Source organism: Pseudomonas neustonica, assembly GCF_003797945.1.
Taxonomy (GTDB): Bacteria; Pseudomonadota; Gammaproteobacteria; order Pseudomonadales; family Pseudomonadaceae; genus Halopseudomonas; species Halopseudomonas neustonica.
Window position 1 is genome coordinate 89551 of sequence record NZ_RKKU01000003.1, and the last position, 23178, is coordinate 112728.

Sequence of the window (23178 nt, forward strand, 5' to 3'; positions counted from 1 at the left end):
GCTGAGGCAGGCGAGAAGGGCGCTCAGTTTAGCGGTTAGGCATCCGCTGAAACAATTGTAGCTACCGCAACAGACTGATCCAGCTCGCCTGCGGTGAGCTTCGCAAAGCGGTCAGCGACAGTAACCAAAGTTACTGTTGTCGAGGTGGAAATGATTGGCATGCGGGGCATTGTAGTCCGGCCCGAGGACAGTGCCGAAATAATCACAGGCGGCGTCATGTACGTCATGCAGGAATGCTGACTTGTTTGCTGCGCTTTGATTATTCCAGTCCTTGAGGACGCTGACCCGCACGCCACTTTGGGTAGTAAAGCCGGCGACATCGAAGGCTGCCGCGCTAGCGTGCTGACTACGGCGGGCGTTTTTGCGGTGATAAATGTTGCGGCAAGCAAAGGTGCCGAAGTGCTGGATGCGGCTGATGGACTCACCAAAATGTTGCTCTGCCAGTGGCTGCAGGCGCTGGCGCTCGAACATAAGCCAACTGACGGCGACCGGACAGGTCAGGGTGAAAGGTGCACTAAAGCGAACGCCCGTGCGCTGCACGCGCACTACGTTGCTCAGTGGGCAGCCGGCGACCGGCGTGTAGTCCTCAAGCGGCATATGCTGCAGGGCGTCAGGCTCGGCGCTGTTGAGCAGCGCCAGACAGTGCTGGGGCGCACTTTGCAGTTGGTGCATTTTCCAGCGGGTAACCGGGGTGATGGCATCATCCAGGCTCAGCGGCGTACGCGGGTTCCAGGCTGATGGCAGCGTCCACCAGGGTTGCAGTAGCGCGAACAGAGTCAAAAGTAAGAGCAGGCAGAACAGGGCTGCAAAGCCGGATTTGAATAAACGCACGTGTTAACGGCTCCGGTACAAAGCCAGATCAGTTTCGCTGAATAACTGGAACTCGTCCTCTTGCTCAGCATAATCCCAGCGCTCAACGCTGCACTGGTGGCGTCCCTCATGGCACTCGTGCCTGATCAGATTGACCGAGTTGGGGATGCTGCCGCGCACGCGTTGCGATACGGCGGTGCCGGCCTGTGCTGTCCAGCCGGTACGCTGCGTTTCCTGCCCGCTGAGGGGGCGTATGTAAGGCAGGTGAATATGCCCGGCCAACAGCAGGTCCATGCCAGCATCAATCCATTCGGGTACTGCTTGCGCGCGACCAATCAGCAGGTTGGCCTGGTCGGACGCTTCGATGGCGCTCACGGGATGGTGCTGCATCACGACGCGTAACTGTCCCGGATTAGCCTGCCTTAGCCGCTTGGCGACGCGCGCTATCTGCTCCGCGCTCACTTCGCCGTTCTTGTGCCGGGATGGTTTGGTTGAGTTGACGCTGATCACCAGCAGGTGCTCGGTGTCGAGTACGGGTTCCAGTTCTTTGCCGAATGCCGCTTGATAGTTGCGATATGGATAAAAAAGGCGTGCCACTACATTGAGGATCAGCGGGATGTCGTGATTACCGGGCACGGTCAAAACGGGCGCCGGTAACTGGTCGGTGAACGCCTTGGCGGCAGCAAATTGGCCTGGCCGTGCTCGCTGGGTAATGTCGCCACTGAGTAGTACGTGGTCCGGCGCCTGTTGCCTGGCCAAGCGCAGCAGTGCGTCCGGGACGCTGTTTTGTTCGGTACCAAAGTGCGGGTCAGAGATATGCAGTAGGCAGGTCATACGCGCTCCCGCAGTAACTCATTGCGTGGCACCAGCAGGGGTAGATAGTCCTTGGGCACATGAAATTCCAGGGGGGCGCGCAAGCGAAATATCTCACCGTCCATTGCCACCTTGATTCGTCGCCGTGTTGGCCCCAGGCGGACTGTCATTTTGCTGAATCCGAAGCTGATCAGGTTGTCCGCTTCGCCCATGCGGCTGATAAGGCCGCGCGCTACCAGGCCGTAAAGAGCCAGGGTGCTCAGCGGTTTTGCCGTCATGGCCACCAGGTGATCGCGCTGTAGCTCAACTTGCTGATCAACTCCTATGTGTTCTAACTGTAGTGCGTTGTTGCCAATGACGATGGTCTGCGTTTGCAGGGAGCGTGTACTGCCTTCGAAATCGAGCTGCACCGAGAGCTGGCGATGCGCGCGGAACAAGGTGACCAGAGCTGACCACAAGGCAACCCAGCGGCTGCGGCCATAGCGCTGTTTATAGGCCTCACGATCTTCCAGCAAGGTTGGATACAGCCCCAGGCTAGCGTTCACCAGGAATACTTTGCCGTTCAGCATGCCAACCTGTACTGGCTCAATTACCGAATCAAGCAGGTTTCGAGTGGCGGTTTCAGTATCCTGTGATATACCGTAGGTACGTCCGAAGTAATTGAAAGTGCCCTGCGGCAGAATGCCAAAGGGTAAGCCAGTACCCAGTACCGCGTTGCTGACGGCATTCAGTGTTCCGTCACCGCCGGCAGCAACCACTACCCCCTTATTGGCGCGCGCCAATTCAACTGCTTGCTTGGCTGCTACTGCCAGGTTGGCGCCACCCTTTACTTCTATCAGCTCGAATTGCCGACCAGCGGCATTCAGTACTTGTCTGATGCAGTCCTGTACTTCGCTGCCCTGATGTTTGCCCGAGCCGGTATTGAGCACGATATAAAAGGTTTCGTCACCGCGCAGTTGGGGCTGGGGCGCAGCAGGGCGTGAGTCGGTAAAGTTCCGCGGCATTCCATTACCCTGAGGTGGTGGACGCCAGACAGTCTTGCCTGTCGGCGCCAAAGAAATTGAGTCGCTAGTGTTGCTTAGGTCAGTCAAGCAGCTGATGGTTCCCTTGCCGCTTGGCTGAGTGTGAGGGGCGGGGGATGTGAGCAATCGCTTTTGAGCGATTAGCGGAACCTTAAGCAGAAGTTAAGCTGCTGAGCATAGGCTTGGCAGCACATTAAACCAAGACAGGGAATTTCTGATCATGACACCCGCTCCAGCCCGTTATCACCGCTTGAATATCAGCCTGCACTGGCTGATGTTGTTATTGATCGCTGCGGTTTATGCCTGCATCGAGCTAAGGGGGAATTTTCCACGCGGTAGCGATACCCGTGACTTGCTAAAACACCTGCATTTTGCGCTGGGTATGTCGGTGTTTGTGCTGGTCTGGCTGCGACTACTTGGGCGTGCCCTGTTCAAGGCTCCGGCAATCCAGCCAGTGCCGCCGCAATGGCAGACTCGTGTTGCCGGGCTGATGCATCTGGCGTTGTACGCGCTGATGATCGGACTACCTTTGCTCGGCTGGCTGATACTAAGCGCGAGTGGCAAAACGCAGATTTTCGACTGGCTGACCTTGCCTTCGTTGTTGGCGCCTAACAAGGCATTGGCTGGCGACTTGAAGGAAATTCATGAGTGGGGTGGCGTGGCGGGCTACTGGCTGATTGGTTTGCATGCAGCGGCAGGCGTTGCCCATCACTATTTCTGGCGTGATAACACTCTGACGCGAATGTTGCCAGGCAAGTAGACAAGGGTTGCTGGCAGAGTGAGCGGCTTACTCTGCCAGTGCATAGCGGTTACCGCCCTGCTGTTTGGCGCGGTACATTGCCTGGTCTGCGCGCTTGAGCAGGTGTTCCGAGCCTTCGGTGGGGGTCAGGTTTACCGCGATGCCGATGCTGGTTCCGCACTGTACCTCGTGGCCGTCCAGATGATAGGCAGCGTTTAGCTTATTGCAGACTTTTTCGGCGACCTGGCAGGCGTCTTCTTCGTGCGTAATACTTTCCAGCAGCAGCACAAACTCATCGCCGCCCATGCGCGCGACCGTGTCGGCTGCGCGCACGACGCTGCGCAGCCTGCTTGCGACTTCCTGTAGTAGCAAGTCGCCAATCGCATGGCCCATGCTGTCGTTGATCTCCTTGAAGCGGTCCAGGTCGAGAAAAAGGAGTGCGATTCCGCTGCCCTCGCGCTCTGCGCGGCTGCGCGCCATTACCAGTCGATCGTTTAACAGTGCTCGATTGGGGAGGCCGGTCAACTGGTCGTGATGTGACAGAAATTGTAGCCTGGACTGCATCTGCACACGCTGAACGGCGGTGGCTATCTGCGTGGAGACATATTGCAGCAGTGCGCGGTCCTCTTCGCTAAAAGTAGCGCCGCCCGCTTGACGATGCAGAACCAGTGCACCAAAGGCGGTTTCTCTGGCCAGCAGTGGCACGCCTAGCCAGTTGGCCTCGGTTGTGTCGGTTTCGTCGCCAGCGGTAAATAGCTGTTGTTTGCCATCCGCGATGGTTCTTGAAGCCAGCTCTGTTGGGGTTAGATTGCTGTCACTGCCGTGATAGCGAAAATGAATCTCGCCACTACCGGGGTCGTGCAGCGCCAGGCTGAAAATACTGACGGGGAGTAGCCGGTCAACAATCTGATGGACGTGACTGCACAGCGTATTCAGATCCTCAGCGTTGTTGGCTGCTTCTGAAATGGCGTATACCGCCGACTGCATGACTTCGTATTGTTTGCGTTCAGTGATGTCGCGCGCGACGGCGATACGTAATTGGTCTTCTTCGGACCAGCGCGACGACCACATGATATGGACGACGCTGCCATCCTTGCGCAGGTAGCGATTTTCGAAGTGCGGGATCAACTCACCGTTACGCACGCGCTGCGCCGCCAGCAGGGTGGCATCAATATCATCGGGGTGAAGCAGACCGAGTATGTGGCGTCCGATCAACTCATCCTGGGTATAACCAAAAATGCGCTCGCACGCGGCGCTGACGTAAACGAATGTGCCATGTTCGTCGACCATGCAAACGGCATCAAGCAACATGTCGACAAGATGGGTCGCAGGTGACATCGGAATCGTTGAGCTCATGGGTGCGGCTTACGCATTGTGCATGAAATAAGGCCTATGGACTGGTGTTTGGAAGGACGTCCGTATCCTGATGTTATGATGGCATTATAGTCATGTTACGACGGTTAGTCGCTCAACTTTACACTGAAGTGGCGCGCTCTTGGCGCGCATTGTGAACGCAAGATCAATTCTCCTGACTTTGCTCGTTCACCCCGGGGATGCGTCTTTCTGCGGGCCTTATGGCATTAAACGTGAGTTGCAGCAGTATGGGCACAACCGTGCCGAGGCAAGCTGCAACCAGTACGTCGGTTGGCCAGTGTACGCCCAGCACCAGGCGTGATAACGCCACCAGCGCTATCCATAGGCCTGCCAATATGATTGCTGGCAGGCGCGCCGCTGGCCAAAAGCTAGTCGCGCACAGAGCCAGCGCGGTGGCGCAGGCTGCGGTCCCCATGGTATGACCGCTGGGAAAGCTGTAGCCCCAATACCACGCGGTATCCCAGAGTGCCGGCCGCTCGCGCGCGACTGCCATCTTGATCAGGTAGATCAGTAATCCACTACTGATCATTGAGGTCGCCAATAAAAGCGCTTCGCGGCGGTGACGAGCAACGAGCAATACGGCGGTAAGTACTGCGCCGAGCGGTGTCAGGAAGTGCGAAGACCCCGCCAGGGTGACCCATTGGAAGAAGGTGACGGTCGTGGCAGAGGCGTGCTGGTGAAGAAACTCGAGGATCGCAATATCCAGCTCACTGGTTTCACCGCCTAGCACCTCTTGGCTGACCTGGATTGCGATCACCGATAAGGACAGCAGCAACAGCGTTACCGCTCGCCTTTCCTGTAAGCGGGTGTGCCAATGGGGTCGCCGCCAGCGCGCGTAGCTCAACAAGCTGAAGTAAAGCAGTGCGATGCTCAGGAGCACCCCGCCGAAGTCGATTAGGCTGTCTGTCAGCATGCTGGGCCTTGTTGTTTGAATGATGTTGCGACGTGATATTAACGTACCGAGGCGTGTTCTGAATGGTTGAATTTGCCGTTGGCGAGAAAGTGCAGCGTCTGCGCGATGACGTCGGGTGCTTGCATAATGAAGGTATGGGTGACAGGCAAGCTGATGTGGTCGGTCATACCTTCGAGTTTGGTACTTTGTACTGAAACCTTGCCATCATCCGGGTCGGGCAGCATGGTTGAAAGAATCAGGTTGATACTTTGGGTGCCGGCAATAATGCCCAGACTGAAGTTCGGTTGTCCCAGTTGCTTGGGTACGTCTTCAGCTCCGGTGCCCAGTTCTAGTCCGGCAGGACCATTTAACCAACTGAAACCGGCTACATCGGCAAGATTATCAACCACCTCACTGCCCTGATTTGGCGGTGCCAGCATCACCACGTGGCCCAGCTGGCCAAGCTCGTGCTGCGCCAGATAATAACGTACCAGAATACCTCCCAGCGAATGGGTAACGAAGTGCACGGTGACGTCCGGTGCGCAGGCTTGCAATGCGGGTGGTATGGCTATCTCGGCTAACCTGGCTACGGCAAAGTCGCGTGACGGGTAGTTGAGGTTGACCACCTGATAGCCCGCCTTATTGAGCGCCTCTTGCATATCGTTCATGGAGTTACTGGTACGCGCGAGTCCATGCAGGAGAACAACACATTCGCTGGCGCGCGCCTGCGCGACGGCAACAGTGCACAGCACGATGATGACCAGCAAGCGCAATCCGAATCGCAAGGTAGGCATTTGCAGCTCAGATAGTTGGCTTTTCGTCATACATGGCTCTATCGGCATGGTTGAACAGCAGCGTTGCGTTGGCTGCATCGTCTGGATAAAAGGCGGACCCAATACTGACGCCCACGCTCACTGTCTCTCCACCGCTCAGCACAATCGGGGTGCAGATCGCTTCTCGTATCTTGGTATGCAGTTTTGGCAAGTCAGCGTGATCGCCAACCGACTCAAGCACCAGTATGAACTCGTCGCCACCCATGCGCGCTACCACGTCAGTGGCGCGCACTGATGCGTTTAGCCGCCTTGCTATTTCGACCAGCACTTCATCGCCGGCCGCATGACCGAGTCTGTCATTGATATTTTTGAACCTGTCCAGATCTGCAACCAATAGCGCGAAGCGTGTCTGGCGTCGATCAGCACGAGCTTGTGCCTCCTGCAGTCGCTCAGCCAGCAGCGAGCGATTGCCAAGCCCGGTAAGAGGATCATATTTGGCTTGCTGTTCCAGTAGTTGCTGGCTTTGTTGTAATTGCTTGTTGGCCTGCTCGAGTTCGAGTGTGCGCTCGGTTACTCGTGCTTCCAGCAGGCGCTCGCTTTCGCGGACGTTCTCCAGCATCTGCTGACGAATGTGCAGGCTTAATGCTTGCGCTTGGTCGCGTGAGTGCTGAATGTCACTGATCCGATCGGCGAGTGCCAGCGATAGCAGCAACATCTCGAGTCCAGAGCCAATAGCTAGCGCGTTCGCAGTTAGTGCATTAGACGGCAATATGCCGAGATTGTGCAGTGAAATAACGGCTACGCCGGACAAAAAGGATACCCAGGCAAGGACGAAAAAGCGCGCCCCCGGCTCTTTGAAGTAAAGACTTACTGCGCCCAGAAGAAAGGCGCTAGCCGCGAATAGCAGGGAAATCAGATTCACCGCAACGGCGGCCAGATGGTAAGACCAGAATATCGCGCAGATAGCGGTCGCCGCGTAGGCGCAGCTGATCGATGGCATCAGCCACTGCAAATGAATACGCCGAGGCGTTTGTGCTAAAAAGCGCTGCACAAACATGGCGCCAAAAAAACCGGCCGCAGCAACGGCAGTGGTAGGGGTCAGATTGGTAAGCCACGCATTATCTGGCCAGATGAACTGCCCAACCAGTCCTGAAAGCCCGGCCTGGCCGATTGCCAGGCAGCTGATAAAGGCGACATAGATCAGGTATAGCGGGTCGCGCAGTGAGAGGTAAAGAAACAGGTTGTAGACCAGTAGAGCAAGCAGCAGGCCGTAGTAGACGCTCAGCATTGAGTAGGTTAATTGGTCCTGGTGCCAGAGCGCATAGGGTTGCCATAGGCTGACCGGCGCAGCCAGCGTGCCTTCTGAGTCGACACTCAGGTACAGGATGTAGTGGCTGTTCGGTTGTAGTTGTAACTCGAATACATGATTGCGGTGCTGGATGGGTTTGGCGCTAAAGGCGATATGGTCGCCAGAGTGCTGGTGTTGAAAAGGTTCTCCTTCGCGGGCCAGGTAGAGGTCAACATCGTCCAGTGAGGCATGAGCTACTTCCAGCAGCCAGGTGGTTGGCGTATCGCTGGGTGTGTCCAGCTCTGTGCGTAACCAGATTTGTGCCTGGGTCAGGCCAAAGTTACTGGCTTTGGCGCTACTGCTGGCGGGAGCGAAAGCCTGTCGGGAGTAGGCGAGTTGGGCGCCATGCAGATCGGTGGGGGAGCCTTGATGCTGATATACCGACAGTTGCGGTGACAGATTGATATGTGGCTTTGATTCCAGCTCATAGGCTTTTGCGCCGGTACTGAGCAGCAGTGCCAACAGACAGCAAGTCAGCATCAGGCAAAATGTGGGCAGGCTGCGATAACGGTTGGGCATAAGAGTCCGTTTGGTGCTTTTTTTGTCATCCATGCATAGGCACCCAGTTTGCCTTGTGGCAGCAGAGTGCGTTGACCTTCAGTGTAACGGAGCTTGAGCAGACTGGCGAAATTAGCTGCGAGTCCTCCGTCAGTGACTGGCGTGACTTATAGCAAACGGGTTATTGCGCTAAAAGGTGTAGGTTTCGTGCGCCTTGGTGGGTTCCAGTATGGCGGGCGCGGTGGGTGTCGGCTTACTCGGGGGTGGTGATACCGACTGCGGCGCTGGCGCGCTGACGGCGTACTGGCGGAGCGTATTGCTCCATAGCGTCCCCACTTCGCCCACGAAGTGATCGAAACTGGCGGCTTCTGATTCGACTCGGGCCCGGTCCACGGCGTCGGCGCTATCCCACACGCTGGTGCGTTGCTCATTGCGTTCGGTCGCCTCGGCTACGCCATAGATATAACCAGTCCGCACGTCGACCAGCAGGCCCGAGGTGGTTGAAGATACAAAGGCTTTCTTGCTGGGCAGGAAGCCCAGTGTGATGGCAGTGAGAGGCCCCAATGCCTTGCCTTCAACGTGGAAGGCGGTATCGATCGAGTAAATCAGCAGCATATCGGCCTTCAAGCGCGCCGCTGACAGTCGCAGATCCTTGATGCTATCCAGTTGCTCGGGTAGCAGTAGTCGGCCTATTGGGGCTACACCGGCAATTCTATCCATGCTCGCCAGCGTGCTGAAGTCGGCTTCGTCTTCAATGTCGCGGGTGGTTACGACGCTGTAGCGGCCGATACCATAGCTGTCGGTAGTTCGTGAGCTGTAGCCGGGAGATTGCACTCGCGCTACGGCAAGGCGAGCAGGGAACCTGGCGGCAGGCTCGATCGCCATGAGTTCGGCGATGTCACCATCGCCAAGCGATGGAATATTGACCCCGCCAGCAGGCGTTGTATAGGTGGCGCAGCCTTGGATAACGGCAAGGCAAAGCGTCAGGGCGAGGGCGGGCAACTGGCGAAACATGATGGTAGTCCTGATTGAATATGACTAATCCAGCTCGCGTCTATAGGAGTGGCGTGAGCTGGATGATGAGCAATAAAGAGTGTGCAAGGGCGCACGGCACATTCGCGGCGCGATCCTGGTTCGCTACGCGAATATTCGTAGGCGAATCTTATCCTGTTGCCCCCCGGCTACCAAGGGCCAGATAACTTAATTGGGGGCAAACAATTTCTCGATCAGATCTTCTCGCAGCTGCTCGGGAGCGCTTTTCCCTGCGATGCCTTCAGCGAGGATCAGGGGTTTACCTTCCTGGCTGAGCTGCAGCCTGAAGAGCTGGATCACTCGACCCTTGTGGTCGGTGCTGCTCATGCTGCTTTGGAGTGCCAGTTGATCTGGCTGCTTTGCGGCCTGTTTTCCTTGCGCTCCTGACTGACATCCGTGATTCCTTGGTTTGGCGGCGTGGCAGTAAGCGATTAATGGCAAGTCGCTCTGAGATCAGCCCGGCAGATATTTAACGCAGCGCTTTGGCGTTTAGTTGAAACGAGTCGATAAAGTCGCGGATGCGTTGCTCTGCCCCTGGCGTGGCGCCTGCCTGATCAGGTTGTGGGCGGTTGATCCAGATAAAAGCCGCGTTATCGCCGCGTTCCAGGTAGTAATAGCTGTGCCAGATATCCACTTCATCGGCCGTCATACCCAGCGCGCTGCGCTGCGGGATGTGTTGGCCGAAGGTCGCGCTGGTCGCTGTTACACCACTGATTTGCTGGTCCTGCAGGGTGATAGGCTCCAGCGTTGTATTGTAGCGTTCCTCAAACAACTCAAAATACTGGGCGGTAGCCTGGCGGTAAAGCTCGCCCTCCGCGGGTATATTGCCCTTGAACAGGTGCACGCGGTAAACCTCGACAGGGGCTGCCGAGGAGGTGAATTGTACTTGGCTTTCGCTGATATCGAAGGACTCGGCAATGTGCATGCTGCGATAGCTGCCAGTACCGGGTCGGAAGGGCGCGTCAGCCTGGAAGCTGTTGTCCGCTGCGCGGTAGTGCCCATTGTGCAGCTTGCCGGTTATCACGCTGTTGACCATCTGCTCGGTTTCGCTTTGATCTGCTTGCTGTATTGCGCAGGCGCTTAGCAAAAAGGCCAGGCAGGTGGTCGTCAGCAAGCGCAAGCTGAATGAGCGGAGGCGATAAATAGGCATGAGCAGACCATGTTGTAGTTTGGGTTGGAGGGCTAAGTTCAGAGTACAGTATAGCGGGCGCGCAGCTGCCTTTTGCATTCGGACTGCGTACACTGCAGCGCAGTGATAAAGCATAGAGGTATAGCATGGCGATTCTATTTGAAATTGAACAGCGCGATCCGGTGGTTTATCGCCAGCAGACGCGTAAAAGCACGCTGGTGGTCATTTGCCTGTTTGTCTTGCTGGCGATGTCATTATCCGCTCTGTTGGTGGCTTTGTTTGGGCAGCCAGAGGTGAGTAATTTCAAGTGGAATCTGACCGGGGTGATTTTGGGCCTGACGTTGACTGCGCTGATTGTGCGCTATGGGCTGTGGCATCTTGAGCTGATGCGGCCAGCTGCCTATGGCTGGGGTTTGAAGCGCAGTCTGATGCGGATTACCAATATCATGCATCAGGTCAAAGATGGTGTGGCAAGTAATCATCCAGCTGCTATGCAGTTACTGCGTTTCTATCATCTTGGGCTGCTGGAGATGCATCGCCTGGACGGCAACACCAGCGCGCTGGAAGATCTGGTGGCGGAGCGTGAGCAACTGGCCCAGGCCATGCAGACGCAGGGGTTGGCCAGCGACTGTTATCAATTGCACAGCGAGTGGCTGGAGTCAGTCAAGGCGTCAGCGCGCGCTTGAGCTAGCCAAGTTAGTGCAAGCTCAAGAGGCGGGTGGTATGACCCGCCATTCTGGATCTTCAAATTCGCCAATCAGCCGGATATCGCAGTAACGCGAAGCGCCTTTGATGATGCTGGCGATCTCCGGGTTCGGCTTGCCCTCCATAGCGTCGCGATTGGCCTTGCTGTCCCAGTGGGCAATGGCGATCAATGTGCGCGGATCCCCTATCTTGCGATGAAGCTCTGTGCCCCGCGCACCCGGCGCCTGCTGAATCAGCTGGCTGGCGCGAACCCAGGCCTCGGCGTAATCCTCAGCCCGGTAGCCCTCCTTGATCGTTACCTCGAAAATAAATTTCATGCGAGTGCCTCCTGTTGCAGTAGGGCGCTAGTGAACCTGGCATTTTGCGTTGTGTTAACAACACCCCTATTGCGCACCACCGTAGCAGCGACGTTTTTCTTTGTCGCGGCCAATAGCCTTTTGCTGTTCTTTATTGCCTGTCCCAAACCAAAAGAACCCGGCTCAAGGCCGGGTTCTTTTTATCGCTGCGCTGTGCTTACAGGCCGAACTTCGCCTTGAACTCACGGCGACGGCGATGCAGAACCGGCTCGGTGTAGCCGTTTGGCTGCTTGGTCCCTTCAACACAGAGTTCAACCGCTGCTTGGAAAGCTACGCTGTCATCAAAGTTGGGTGCCATCGGCTTGTAGGCCGGATCGCTTTCATTCTGACGATCAACAACCGCCGCCATGCGCTGCATGGTTTCCATCACCTGCTCTTCACTGCAGATGCCGTGGCGCAACCAGTTGGCGATATGCTGGCTGGAGATACGCAGAGTAGCGCGGTCTTCCATCAGGCCCACATCGTTGATGTCCGGCACCTTGGAGCAGCCTACGCCCTGGTCGATCCAGCGCACAACGTAACCGAGGATGCCCTGGGCGTTGTTGTCCAGCTCCTGCTGAATATCTTCCTTGGACCAGTCGGTGCTGGCGGCCAGCGGAATGGTCAGGATGTCATCGACAGAAGCCGGCGTGCGCTTGGCCAGTTCGTCCTGACGCTCGGCAACGTTAACCTGATGGTAGTGCAGTGCGTGCAGGGTAGCTGCAGTCGGTGAAGGTACCCAGGCAGTGTTGGCACCGGCCATCGGGTGGCCGATTTTCTGCTCCAACATGGCCGCCATCAGATCGGGCATGGCCCACATGCCTTTACCGATTTGGGCACGGCCCTTGAGGCCAGTGGCCAGGCCGATATCAACGTTGTTGTTTTCATAGGCGCCGATCCACACCGCACCTTTGATTTCACCCTTGCGAATGAAGGCGCCAGCTTCCATAGAAGTATGGATTTCGTCGCCGGTACGATCCAGGAAGCCGGTGTTGATAAATACAACGCGCTCGCTGGCTGCCTTGATGCAGGCTTTCAGGTTGACCGTAGTGCGGCGCTCTTCGTCCATGATGCCGACTTTCAGCGTGTTGCGGGTCAGGCCCAGCAGGTCTTCCACGCGACCGAAGATTTCGGTGGTGAAGGCCACTTCCTCTGGTCCGTGCATCTTCGGCTTAACGATATAGACCGAGCCGGTGCGGGTGTTCTTGCGGCTGGTGTTGCCGTTCAGGTTATGCATGGCAATCAGGCTGGTGACAACGCCGTCCATGATCCCTTCTGGTATTTCATTGCCTTCCTTGTCGAGGATGGCGTTGTTGGTCATGAGATGACCAACGTTACGAATGAACAGCAGAGAGCGCCCGTGCAGGGTAAGGCTGGAGCCGTCGGCCTGGGTGTACTCACGATCGGGGTTCATGGTGCGGGTAAAATTGCTGCCACCCTTGCTGACTGTTTCAGCCAGGTCGCCTTTCATCAGGCCGAGCCAGTTGCTGTAGACCACGGTTTTGTCGTCAGCGTCGACAGCGGCAATAGAGTCTTCGCAGTCCATGATGGTGGTCAGCGCGGACTCCATCAGTACGTCTTTTACGCCCGCAGCGTCGGTTTGGCCAACGTTGCTGGTCGCGTCGATCTGGATTTCAAAGTGCAGGCCGTTGTGCTTGAGCAACACCGCGGTAGGTGCGTCTTCGGCGCCGTGGAAGCCGACAAACTGAGCTGGCGTCTTCAGGCCAGTGCTGCTGCCATCTTTCAGGGCAACAGTGAGCTGGCCATCCTTGATGGCGTAAGCCGTTGAATCGACATGGGAACCTTTTGCCAGCGGCGCTGCCTGATCGAGGAAGCTACGAGCGAAAGCGATGACTTTGTTGCCACGGATTTCGTTGTATCCCGGCCCTTTGGTTGCGCCGCCTTCTTCGGAGATGGCATCGGTACCGTAGAGCGCGTCATACAGCGAGCCCCAGCGAGCGTTGGCAGCGTTCAGCGCGAAACGTGCATTCATGACCGGTACCACGAGTTGCGGACCTGCCATGATGGCGATTTCGTCGTCTACGTTCTCTGTGGTGGCATGGAAGTCTGCAGGCTCGGGTAACAGGTAACCGATCTGTTGCAGGAAGGTTTTGTAGGCAGAAGCGTCGTGGTGTTGCCCCTTGTGCGCGTGATGCCAAGCGTCAATTTGCGCCTGAAAGTCATCGCGCTTGGCCAGCAGGGCCTTGTTTTTGGGTGCCAGGTCGTTGATCAGGGCTTCAAAGCCAGCCCAGAAGGCAGTGGCGTCAACGCCGGTGCCGGGGATAGCTTGCTGGTTAATGAAGTCGTGGAGAACCTTGGCAACTTGCAAACCGCCAACTTGGACGCGCTCTGTCATTTTGAAAACCCTCACTCTGCTAACAACCTGCGCGCTTTGCGCATCAGGACGTGGAATTTGGAGAGGCAGCATGTTACACGATGATCGGTTGCAAATCATGCTCATAACGTGGAATTCTGTGTGGCCGCGCGGCGTCAAGATCGCTGGTGCGGGCGCGTATCCCTTTTTCTGACTGGACACTTAATGGACCAGGCTTTTATTACTTCCTTTGTCGACCAACTGCCAGGCCTTGAGCCGGGGCGGGCGGTGGACGCGGCTGCGCGACGTTATGCCGGTTACTACGGTATCGATTTCAGCGAGCGTTCGGCACAGCATCTCGGCCTTATTGAGGTGGACGGTTTCAGCGTTGCAGTGCAGGTCTGGAAACCGCCGGTGGCGCGCGGCACCCTGCTTATTCTGCATGGGTACTATGACCACATGGGGCTGTATCGGCATTTGATCGAGTGGGCGCTGGAACAACGGTTTGCCGTGTTGGCCTTTGATCTGCCCGGTCACGGCTTGTCCAGCGGCGAACGCGCCAGTATCGATTGCTTTCTGCGCTATCAGAAAGTGCTTGATGGCGTGCTCGAACAGGCGATGTTGTGGGAGCTGCCAGCGCCCTGGCACATGCTCGGTCAGAGTACGGGTGGGGCTATTCTGATTGATCGCCTGTTGCACGGGCCTTTACCGCAGGAGTTGGGCCAAACCATTCTAATGGCGCCGCTGGTTCGCCCCAGGCAGTGGGGTTTTTCGCAGATGGGGCTGCGCCTGCTGGGCGGCTTTGTGCAACAGTTGGGGCGTAAATTCACCGATAATTCCAGTGATCAGGCGTTCCTGGATTTTATTCGCACACATGATCCGTTGCAGCCGCAGGTGTTGCCGGTGGCCTGGGTGCAGGCACTTGAGCGCTGGATTCCGCGTATCGAGTCGGCCGAGGCAGTGGGGCATCGGCCCTTGATCATTCAGGGGCAGGACGACGGTACGGTAGACTGGCAGCACAATATCCGCATACTGGAAAGCAAATTTGCTGAACCCGATACGCTTTATCTGCCTACCGCAAGGCATCATTTGGCCAATGAAGATTTAAAACTCCGTGAGACATATCTGGCCTGGCTAGCGCCGCGCTTAGGCGGCTAGGGGCTGGCTCGAAAAAGAAAAAGGGGCGCTTTGCGCCCCTTTTCTTGTGGTCTAAATGCTGACAATCAGGGATTCAGAGCATCATGCGCCGCTGCGTTGGCGGCCTTGAAAAAGGCGCGGCCGTTGTCGGATTCGCTCCAGTCTGCGTAGCTTTTTAACTGGTTGTCATCCAGGTCACGATAAACGTAAAGCAGCGTTTGCGGCAGGTTTGGCTCCATCTGCGCGCGCAGTGCGCCGCGTTGCTGTGTCGCCAGTCCATCAGGAATCTGGAACAGGCCGCCCAGTATCTGGTTGGCGCTTTGCGTCGCCATGTTGGCTAAGGCCATGGACACCTCTTCGCCCATGTCCAGTGCGGGTAGCTGGCTGGCCAGTCGATCTATCATGGCTTGGCGCTCGGCACTGACCTTCTGCAGGGGTACCCCATTTTGCATGGCGCTGACTTCTGCGGGGGAGGTTGCGCGCGTTTCGGCAGCGACGACTTGCTGGCCTATCTCGCTCCGGTAAAACGTCAGCGCCTGTTCCAACTCGTTGTCGCTGAGGTTGACCTGCATGGTGGCAGCAGCGCGCGCGTGCATCCGGTCTGGCTCGAAGCGCGCGGTGCTTTGGCGCATGAGGTTGTCGGCCACAGCGGCGGGTAGCTGCGAAGCGTAACGCTGCTGGGCTTTTTTCAATGCCTGTTGAAAGTGCTCCTGATGCGTTTGCATGCCGGAGAGCTGATACAGCTCGTTGGTGTTGGCGAAGGCCGGAATGCTGAGTGCCAACAGGCCGCTCATTAGGGTTGTTCGAGCGGCGGAGAACAGGGTGTGACGCATAGAAGCCTCTTGTGATGACGAGCGGGCGTCTGCCCGCGCGGAAAAAATCTTGCCAGAGTGTAACCATGACATACAATGCCCGCGCCCATTTTTGTTGGGGCGCGTCGCCGTCCGGCAGCGCGCAATGGAATGCTGGCGGTGGTGTTGGTTGGGCGTTTGCACTCTTCGGTGCGGGCTCGCGGCAAGCCGTCGTATCCAGTTCGAGTGTCACAGCCATGTTCGAGTTCCCCGAGGTGCCGGTCAGCCGCTTTGAGCGGATAGCAGACGAGTTGGCTGAACGCGGCTGGTCCGTACAGGAGCAATTGCTGCCCGAGGCTTTGGCCCAGGCCCTGGGGCGTGAGTGCCGGGCACTATGGCAGCAGGCAGACCTCACTCCCGCTGCGATCGGCCGGGGTGCCGAGCAAGTAGTGGTTCCGCGTATTCGGGGTGATTACACGCGCTGGTTGGATGATTGCCCCCCCTGTGCGGCCAATACGGCTTACCTGGCACTGATGGCTGAATTGCGTAGTGTATTGAATCGTAGCCTGTTTCTCGGGCTCGACAGCTTTGAAACCCATTACGCGCTTTACCCGCCAGGTGCCGGTTATCAGCGGCACCTGGATCGTTTTGCTGATAGCCCGCTCCGCACCATCTCTGTAGTCTCCTACCTGAACCACGCCTGGCAACCGGGCGACGGCGGTGAGCTGCGCCTGCATCTGGACGCAGGTATGCAAGATTTCGCACCGCGGGCTGGCACGGTCGCTATATTTACCAGTGCCGATATTGAGCATGAAGTGCTGGCGGCTGCGAAGGAGCGGGCAAGTCTGGCGGGCTGGTTCCGCCGTCGGCCCGACAACCCGCTGCTGCGTTGACGGTTTTGCTGCGACCCCGCGCCGACTGCACTTTGGCGTTGATGTGCGTTGAATTCAGGGGGCTTTAATGGAGAAGATTCTGGTCAGTCGCTGTCTGCTTGGCCATCCGGTGCGTTATGACGGTGGTGGGTTTGATCCGCAGGCGCAGTTGCTGCGTTGGCAGGACGAGGGGCGGGTGGTGGCGGTCTGTCCTGAAGTGGCAGGTGGGCTCCCGACCCCAAGGCCGCCTGCAGAGATTCTGGGTGGGCAAGGCGCGATGGTACTCGACGGTCTGTTACCCGTGCGGACAATTGAAGGCCAGGACGTTAGCCGCGCTTTTGTCAGCGGCGCTGAACAAGCTGTGCAACTGGCCGATAGCCAGGCTATTCGCTTCGCGCTGCTCAAGGCGCGCAGCCCTTCCTGTGGTAATCACGAAAATTACGATGGCAGCTTTACCGGTACCCGCGTGAGGGGAGAGGGCGTTACTGCCGCCGCGCTGCGCCGAGCGGGTGTGAGGGTCTTCAATGAGAGTGAAATAGAGCAGTTGGCCACGCTGCTCGGCGAATAGGGGTGCTTAGGCTGTCAGGCGTTGCCGCAAACGCCCGAGCATGCCCATAAAGTTGTTCACCCGGCTCTGTTCTTCTTCAGCGCGTGGCGCCTCGGCTTGGCGCAGCGATGGCGCGTGGGGTTGCCGTCTTGACTCAGCCACCTGGGTCACTGCGGTCTTGATCGCACGCTCCAGCATGCCGCGGCGAACCGGCTTGGGTAAATAGCGAAATATTTGTGCCTGGTTGATCAGCTTTAGCAGCAGTTGGGTGTCCTGGAAAGGGGTTACCACGACAGTGAGTAGTTGCGGGTGAGCCTGCGCCAGGCTCATTAGCAGTGGCCGCAAGTCGTCGTCACCCAAGCGAATATCGCTAAGTAAAATGTCGATTTCGTCTTCGTTAAGTCTGGCCATTGCGCCGTCCAGGCTGCTGACCGCCTGCAGCCCAACACCCAGTCTCGCACAGATGTCCCGGCTTAGTTGCAGGGTTTCGCTGTCGTCATCGATCAGCAGCAGGCGTATCCGTTTTTCCTCCACTAAGCTTGCAGGTTCTGGCGCAGCGACGGGGTTGCGCTTCAGGTAACGTCGGCGATGGCGCACTATTTCTGCCGCTTGTGCCAGGGTGTTGGCAAGATCCTGCTGGTCCCACGGCTTGGTCAGGTAGCGGAAAATGCCGCCACTGTTGAGGGCGTCGACGGCGGCGTCCAGGTCAGAGTAGCCGGTCAGCAGAATGCGCAGGCTATCGGGGTGGGCGTGTTGTATCTGGCTGAGCAGTTGGCTACCGGTCATCTGCTGCATGCGCTGATCGCTGACGATGATGTCGAACGTGTCACCCGCCAGACGCTCCATTACCTTTGCCGGATTGGTCTCGGTGGCGACCTGATACTGGCGCCGAAACTGCAGTGCCAGGCTGCGCAATATGCGTTCTTCATCGTCCACAAACAAAATGCGTACTGCGTCATTGTCGTTCATTTCAGGCGCTCCGTTGCAGAGGGGACGGTTGGCTCAGTGGCAGGCTGATGACAAAACGGGTACCGCGACCAGGTTCAGAGGCAAAGCGAATAGTGCCGCCGTGCTGCTGTACTATTTTGTAGCTGATCGCCAGCCCTAACCCGGTGCCTTCGCCCACCGCCTTGGTGGTAAAAAAGGGGTCGAAAATACGCTGCTGGATGTCGTTCGGGATGCCTGCACCGTTGTCCTGAATGGATAGATAGGCGCAGCGCGTATCGGCCCAGCTTTTGATTAAAATCTGACCGCTGTTGGTCATGGCCTGCGCGGCGTTGTTGAGAATGTTCAGCAATACCTGATTGATCTGGGATGGCGTGCAGGTCAGTAGCGGCAGCTCACCTAGCCGGGTTGTCACCAGTGCCTTGTCTTTGAGCGCGTTGCGTGCAATGACCAGCGCGCTGCGCACGCAGTCGTTCAGGTCGATATCCTCGCTCATGGCGCGGTCGAGGCGGGCAAAGTCCTTCAGGCTGACCGCCAGCTCGCCGATCTGCTCAAGCCCGTACAGAGTGTCTTCCAGCAGCGGAGTGAAGTCTTCTTCAAACGTGGCGGGTGAGGCTTGATCAGTCGCCTGCTGTACCCGAGAAAATATCGCCTCGACGGTGTCGGTCGGAGTCGCCGGGTCTTGCAAACACTGGCTTAATTGCGCTTGCGCCGCGGCTAGCTCCAGCAGTGGCTGAACCAGGTCGCGCAGCAGCTGGACATTGTTTTTCACATAGCCCAGCGGCGTATTCAGTTCATGTGCAACACCCGCTACCATCTGGCCCAGCGAGGCCATTTTTTCCGATTGGATCAAGTGTGCCTGTGAATTTTTCAGCTCCTGCAGGGCGCGGCTGAGTGCCTGGTTGCGCTGGTCTATTCGGCTTTCCATCGCCTTGAGCAGGTCCAGTACCGTCCCCAGTCCCTGATAACAGCCGTGCTTATCGACCAGGATAAAGTCTTCGGTAATGGGGTATTGCAGCTGCGCGGTGACAATACGTGCTGCTTCATCGAGTGAGGTGTCGAGCGCGATCACCAGGGATTCGGTATTGACCGCCTCGGTGACCGAGCGCTTACCCCAGAGGTCACGGCCAAAGCGCTGCATAAAAATATCCTGCAGGCGGTAGCGGCTGATCAGACCTAGCGGCCGACCTTGCCTGTTTACCACCGGCAAGGAGAGAAATGCCTTGTGGCTAGGTTGCAGCAGTTGGTCGGCTACATCGCTGATGGTCATCTCGGGGCTCAATGAGCCTACGGGTTTGATCAGGGCGGCGAGGGACTGGATGCTGGACATGGTCTGGCTTCGGTTGCCGGGTTGAAGCGTCATTCAACCAGCGCGAGGTTTCCAGCGTATGACAGTGAAGGGCTCTGTTTTGGGAATCCGGGGTATCAATGGATTAACTTTCAGCGCGCTACTGCCTGCGGGCCAGCCCCGCTCTTGCGCCATAAAAAAGGGGCGCGACCGAAGTCGCACCCCTTTTCAAGCATAGCCAGGCAAGCCCGGCTATAGGCTTCGCTTAGAACAATACGCGGACGCGAATAGTGCCCTTGACCTGCAGGATCTTTTCAAACGCCAGATCAGAGTTGTCGGCGTCAACGTCGACTACGACGTAACCGACTTTCTCGTTGGTCTGCAGGAACTGACCACAGATGTTGATGCCATTGGCGGCAAACACGCTGTTGATTTCGCTCATGACGCCGGGCACGTTCTGGTGAATGTGCAGCAAACGGTGCTTGCCCGGATGCGAAGGCAGCGCCACTTCCGGGAAGTTGACCGAGGTGATGGAAGTACCGTTGTCGCTGTAACGCACCAGCTTCTCGGCCACTTCCAGACCGATATTGGCCTGAGCCTCCATGGTGGAGCCGCCAACGTGCGGGGTCAGGATGCAGTTCTGGAACTCGCGCAGCGGGCTGACAAACTCATCACCGTTGGCCCGTGGCTCAACCGGGAACACATCAATGGCGGCGCCGTTCAGGTGCTTGTCGCGCAGGGCGGCGGCCAGGGCGTCGATATCAACTACGGTGCCGCGCGCGGCGTTAATCAGAATGCCGCCTTGCTTGATTGCGCGGATTTCCTTCTCGCCCATCATCCACTTGGTGGCGGCGGTTTCCGGTACGTGCAGGGTGACGATGTCAGCCATGCCCAGCAGCTCAGTCAGTGAGCCAACCTGAGTGGCATTGCCTAGCGGTAGCTTGGTGACTACGTCGTAGAAGTAAACTTGCATGCCCAGGCTTTCGGCCAGAACCGACAGCTGCGTGCCGATTGAGCCGTAGCCGATGATGCCCAGCTTCTTGCCACGAATTTCGTAGGAGTTGTTTGCGCTCTTCATCCAGCCGCCTTCATGGCAGGCTGCGTTCTTTTCAGGAATGCCGCGCAGCAGCAGGATCGCCTCGGCCAGCACCAGCTCGGCTACCGAACGGGTGTTGGAATAAGGCGCGTTGAATACGGCAACGCCCATTTCCATAGCGGCATCGAGATCAACCTGGTTGGTGCCGATGCAGAAACAGCCGACCGCGACCAGTTTGTGGGCGTGGCTGAATACCTCAGCAGTGAGCTGGGTGCGCGAGCGCAAGCCGATGAAATGTGCGTCGGCAACGGCTTCTTTTAGTTGCTCTTCTGGCAGTGAGCCAGAGTGATACTCGATATTGGTGTAACCGGCTGCCTTCAGTGTGTCGACGGCAGTCTGGTGTACGCCCTCGAGGAGCAGAAACTTGATTTTGCTTTTGTCCAGCGAGGTTTTGGCCATGGTGTCAGTTACCCGAATGCTGTTTGAGATGAGCCGAGCAAAACCTTCTGCGATTTAGTCCGACAGAAGTGTCCTGTTTCGGAAGCCGCGTATGCTAGCATAATCTGCCTTTTTTGATGCCTGTCACTGCATGAAATGTACTCAGGCTTGCATGAATTCTGTTTGAGAGCCCGCCATGACCCCAGAAGCCGTGATCGAAACCCTAAAAACCCTGGTTGAACCGGACAAGGTTCGGGTTGACGCCGAGTCGCTCAATACGTGGGGCAAGGACTGGACCAAACACTTTGAGCCAGCCCCTCTCGCCATCGTTTTCCCCAAGACAGTGGAGCAGGTGCAGGCCGTGGTGCGCTTTGCCAATGAGCACACCTTGGCGCTGGTGCCCTCCGGTGGTCGTACCGGCCTGTCGGCGGCGGCTGTTGCTGCCAATGGCGAGATCGTGGTGTCCTTCGACTACATGAATCAGATCAGTGACTTTAATCAGTTTGATCGCACGGTCGTGTGTCAGCCTGGTGTGGTGACGGCGCAGCTGCAGTCGTTTGCCGAGGAGCAGGGGCTGTATTATCCGGTTGACTTTGCTTCTGCCGGCTCTAGCCAAATTGGCGGCAATATCGGTACCAATGCCGGCGGTATCAAGGTTATTCGCTACGGCATGACACGTAACTGGGTGGCTGGCCTGAAGGTAGTGACCGGTACTGGCGAGCTGCTGGAGTTGAACAAAGACCTGATCAAGAACGCCACAGGCTACGATCTGCGTCAGTTGTTCATCGGTGCCGAAGGTACGCTCGGGTTCGTCGTCGAGGCGACCATGCGGCTGGAACGCGCACCCAAGAACCTGACCGCCATGGTGCTGGGTACGCCGGACTTCGACTCCATCATGCCGGTATTGCATGCTTTTCAGGATAAGCTCGACCTGACTGCCTTTGAATTCTTCTCCGATAAAGCCATGGCCAAAATTATGGGCCGTGGCGATGTGCCTGCGCCCTTTGAAACGGACTGTCCGTTTTACGCTCTGCTGGAGTTTGAGGCGATCAGTGAAGACATAGCCAACGATGCGTTGGCTACCTTTGAGCACTGCGTGGAGCAGGGGTGGGTGGTCGATGGTGTGATGAGTCAGAGCGAGCAGCAATTGCAGAATCTATGGAAGCTGCGCGAGTTTATTTCCGAAACCATTTCTCACTGGACGCCCTACAAGAACGATATTTCGGTAACGGTGGGCAAAGTGCCAGCTTTCTTACATGAAATTGACACTATCGTAGGCGAACATTATCCCGACTTTGAAATTGTCTGGTTTGGGCATATCGGTGATGGCAATCTGCATCTGAATATTCTCAAGCCGGAAGCGTTGTCCAAGGACGAGTTCTTTGACAAGTGCGCGACCGTCAACAAGTGGGTATTCGAGGTGGTTGAGAAGTACAACGGCTCGATTTCCGCTGAACATGGTGTTGGGATGACCAAACGTGATTATCTCACCTACAGCCGCAGTCCGGCTGAAATTGCCGTGATGAAGTCGATCAAGGCGGTGTTTGATCCGAACGGCATCATGAACCCGGGCAAGATCTTTGCCTGAGTCGAGAACGTCTGCCTGTGAATGTGCATACTTGTTGCAACCGCGTTACCCACTCTTGAATCTGGAGGAATGGCATGATCTATCACCATCGTTATCTGGATGGCTCAGCGGCAAACCTGCCCATGGGCAAGGTGGTCTGCGTCGGTCGTAATTACGCCGAGCATGCGCGCGAACTGAATAATCCGGTGCCGACTGAGCCGCTTCTGTTTATCAAGCCGGCAACCTCTGTGGTTGGCATGGCAGGCGAGATCGAGTTGGTGCAAGGCCGTGGCCCGGTGCATTACGAGACCGAGATTGCGCTATTGATCGGTGAGGTGCTTTCCGGTGAGGTAAGCGACGGCGAAGTCGAAGAGGCTATCTTCGGGGTTGGCCTGGCGCTGGATTTAACCTTGCGTGAGCTGCAGGATGAGCTCAAGGCCAAGTCGCATCCGTGGGAGCGTGCCAAGAGCTTTGATGGCGCTTGCCCGCTTTCGCATTTTGTGCCGGGCGCCGACATCGGCGAACTGGATGCTCTGGCATTGCAGCTGGATATCAATGGTGAGCTTCGTCAGCAGGGCAAGGCGGCTGACATGATTACGCCTATCCTGGCGCTGATAAAGCATATCGCTACCCAGTTCACCCTGTTGCCGGGTGATGTCGTCATTACCGGCACGCCGGCTGGTGTGGGGGTGCTGCATGCGGGTGACACCCTGACGCTGTCGATACCGGGTAAGCTGCAGGTCACTACGCGTATCGCTGGCTGAGGCGCAGTG

At 57.2% G+C, this 23178-nt stretch carries 23 protein-coding genes; 7 read left to right on the top strand and 16 right to left on the bottom strand.

Annotated features, from left to right (window positions below; all coding sequences use genetic code 11):
* Nucleotides 1–111: 111 nt before the first annotated feature.
* Genes EF096_RS04090 through EF096_RS04100 form a run of 3 tightly spaced genes read right to left on the bottom strand, consistent with a single transcriptional unit; the run spans nucleotide 112 to nucleotide 2627 of the window.
* Nucleotides 112–831: an extensin-like domain-containing protein gene (locus EF096_RS04090; RefSeq protein WP_123888350.1), complete on the bottom strand. Its 720-nt coding sequence runs from the start codon at nucleotides 829–831 to the stop codon at nucleotides 112–114.
* Between the two features lie 3 nt (nucleotides 832–834).
* A complete protein-coding gene (locus tag EF096_RS04095; RefSeq protein WP_123888351.1) occupies nucleotides 835–1644 on the bottom strand; it encodes a metallophosphoesterase family protein in 810 nt (269 codons plus the stop codon).
* On the bottom strand, nucleotides 1641–2627 hold the full coding sequence (locus EF096_RS04100; RefSeq protein ID WP_123888352.1) for a diacylglycerol/lipid kinase family protein: 987 nt from the start codon (nucleotides 2625–2627) through the stop codon (nucleotides 1641–1643). Before EF096_RS04100 ends, EF096_RS04095 begins: the two co-directional genes overlap by 4 nt.
* Before the next feature lie 238 nt (nucleotides 2628–2865).
* Here EF096_RS04100 and EF096_RS04105 point away from each other — a divergent pair, with 238 nt between their 5' ends.
* Nucleotides 2866–3405 carry a cytochrome b gene (locus EF096_RS04105; RefSeq protein WP_123888353.1) on the top strand — a complete coding sequence of 180 codons (540 nt, stop codon included), beginning with the start codon at nucleotides 2866–2868 and terminating at the stop codon, nucleotides 3403–3405.
* Between the two features lie 27 nt (nucleotides 3406–3432).
* On the opposite strand, the gene EF096_RS04110 is transcribed toward EF096_RS04105, so the two are convergent.
* The 7 genes from EF096_RS04110 to EF096_RS04135 all read right to left on the bottom strand — a co-directional run bounded on the left by EF096_RS04110 (nucleotide 3433) and on the right by EF096_RS04135 (nucleotide 10451).
* The gene (locus EF096_RS04110) at nucleotides 3433–4740 is read right to left on the bottom strand and encodes a sensor domain-containing protein (protein WP_372237843.1); all 1308 of its coding nucleotides are present in this window, start codon (nucleotides 4738–4740) and stop codon (nucleotides 3433–3435) included.
* Between the two features lie 163 nt (nucleotides 4741–4903).
* Complete coding sequence (locus EF096_RS04115) at nucleotides 4904–5671, bottom strand: phosphatase PAP2 family protein (protein WP_123888354.1); 768 nt, start codon at nucleotides 5669–5671, stop codon at nucleotides 4904–4906.
* Nucleotides 5672–5709: 38 nt separating this feature from the next.
* On the bottom strand, nucleotides 5710–6474 hold the full coding sequence (locus EF096_RS04120) for an esterase/lipase family protein (RefSeq protein WP_218565705.1): 765 nt from the start codon (nucleotides 6472–6474) through the stop codon (nucleotides 5710–5712).
* Nucleotides 6452–8323 carry a diguanylate cyclase gene (locus tag EF096_RS04125; protein WP_123888355.1) on the bottom strand — a complete coding sequence of 624 codons (1872 nt, stop codon included), beginning with the start codon at nucleotides 8321–8323 and terminating at the stop codon, nucleotides 6452–6454. Before EF096_RS04125 ends, EF096_RS04120 begins: the two co-directional genes overlap by 23 nt.
* Nucleotides 8324–8458: 135 nt before the next feature.
* Nucleotides 8459–9283 carry a hypothetical protein gene (locus EF096_RS04130; protein WP_123888356.1) on the bottom strand — a complete coding sequence of 275 codons (825 nt, stop codon included), beginning with the start codon at nucleotides 9281–9283 and terminating at the stop codon, nucleotides 8459–8461.
* Nucleotides 9284–9469: 186 nt separating this feature from the next.
* Nucleotides 9470–9628 carry a hypothetical protein gene (locus tag EF096_RS20250; RefSeq protein WP_158611234.1) on the bottom strand — a complete coding sequence of 53 codons (159 nt, stop codon included), beginning with the start codon at nucleotides 9626–9628 and terminating at the stop codon, nucleotides 9470–9472.
* Nucleotides 9629–9770: 142 nt separating this feature from the next.
* Entirely contained in the window at nucleotides 9771–10451 is a 681-nt protein-coding gene (locus EF096_RS04135; protein WP_123888357.1) for a hypothetical protein, read from the bottom strand.
* 125 nt (nucleotides 10452–10576) lie between these two features.
* On the opposite strand from EF096_RS04135, the gene EF096_RS04140 reads away from it, so the two are divergent.
* On the top strand, nucleotides 10577–11116 hold the full coding sequence (locus EF096_RS04140; RefSeq protein ID WP_123888358.1) for a DUF3087 family protein: 540 nt from the start codon (nucleotides 10577–10579) through the stop codon (nucleotides 11114–11116).
* Between the two features lie 21 nt (nucleotides 11117–11137).
* Here the strand turns inward: EF096_RS04140 and EF096_RS04145 are convergent, their stop codons facing one another.
* A complete protein-coding gene (locus EF096_RS04145) occupies nucleotides 11138–11452 on the bottom strand; it encodes an antibiotic biosynthesis monooxygenase family protein (protein ID WP_123888359.1) in 315 nt (104 codons plus the stop codon).
* A 196-nt stretch (nucleotides 11453–11648) separates the two neighbouring features.
* Nucleotides 11649–13826 (bottom strand): malate synthase G, encoded by a 2178-nt coding sequence (locus tag EF096_RS04150; protein WP_123888360.1) that lies wholly within the window; start codon nucleotides 13824–13826, stop codon nucleotides 11649–11651.
* Between the two features lie 183 nt (nucleotides 13827–14009).
* On the opposite strand from EF096_RS04150, the gene EF096_RS04155 reads away from it, so the two are divergent.
* Complete coding sequence (locus tag EF096_RS04155; protein ID WP_123888361.1) at nucleotides 14010–14942, top strand: phospholipase BipL; 933 nt, start codon at nucleotides 14010–14012, stop codon at nucleotides 14940–14942.
* Nucleotides 14943–15007: 65 nt separating this feature from the next.
* On the opposite strand, the gene EF096_RS04160 is transcribed toward EF096_RS04155, so the two are convergent.
* Nucleotides 15008–15754: a DUF2059 domain-containing protein gene (locus EF096_RS04160; RefSeq protein WP_158611235.1), complete on the bottom strand. Its 747-nt coding sequence runs from the start codon at nucleotides 15752–15754 to the stop codon at nucleotides 15008–15010.
* A 65-nt stretch (nucleotides 15755–15819) separates the two neighbouring features.
* Between EF096_RS04160 and EF096_RS04165 the strand changes: the two genes are divergently transcribed.
* Entirely contained in the window at nucleotides 15820–16605 is a 786-nt protein-coding gene (locus tag EF096_RS04165) for a 2OG-Fe(II) oxygenase (RefSeq protein WP_305955052.1), read from the top strand.
* A gap of 67 nt (nucleotides 16606–16672) precedes the next feature.
* The gene (locus EF096_RS04170; protein WP_123888363.1) at nucleotides 16673–17152 is read left to right on the top strand and encodes a DUF523 domain-containing protein; all 480 of its coding nucleotides are present in this window, start codon (nucleotides 16673–16675) and stop codon (nucleotides 17150–17152) included.
* 6 nt (nucleotides 17153–17158) lie between these two features.
* On the opposite strand, the gene EF096_RS04175 is transcribed toward EF096_RS04170, so the two are convergent.
* From EF096_RS04175 to serA, 3 genes are all read right to left on the bottom strand, one after another.
* The gene (locus tag EF096_RS04175; RefSeq protein WP_123888364.1) at nucleotides 17159–18100 is read right to left on the bottom strand and encodes a response regulator; all 942 of its coding nucleotides are present in this window, start codon (nucleotides 18098–18100) and stop codon (nucleotides 17159–17161) included.
* Nucleotide 18101: 1 nt separating this feature from the next.
* Complete coding sequence (locus EF096_RS04180; protein WP_123888365.1) at nucleotides 18102–19406, bottom strand: ATP-binding protein; 1305 nt, start codon at nucleotides 19404–19406, stop codon at nucleotides 18102–18104.
* A gap of 223 nt (nucleotides 19407–19629) precedes the next feature.
* A complete protein-coding gene (gene serA, locus EF096_RS04185) occupies nucleotides 19630–20859 on the bottom strand; it encodes a phosphoglycerate dehydrogenase (RefSeq protein WP_123888366.1) in 1230 nt (409 codons plus the stop codon).
* 175 nt (nucleotides 20860–21034) lie between these two features.
* Between serA and EF096_RS04190 the strand changes: the two genes are divergently transcribed.
* Entirely contained in the window at nucleotides 21035–22426 is a 1392-nt protein-coding gene (locus EF096_RS04190; protein ID WP_123888367.1) for an FAD-binding oxidoreductase, read from the top strand.
* Nucleotides 22427–22500: 74 nt separating this feature from the next.
* On the top strand, nucleotides 22501–23169 hold the full coding sequence (locus tag EF096_RS04195) for a fumarylacetoacetate hydrolase family protein (protein ID WP_123888368.1): 669 nt from the start codon (nucleotides 22501–22503) through the stop codon (nucleotides 23167–23169).
* Nucleotides 23170–23178: the final 9 nt, after the last annotated feature.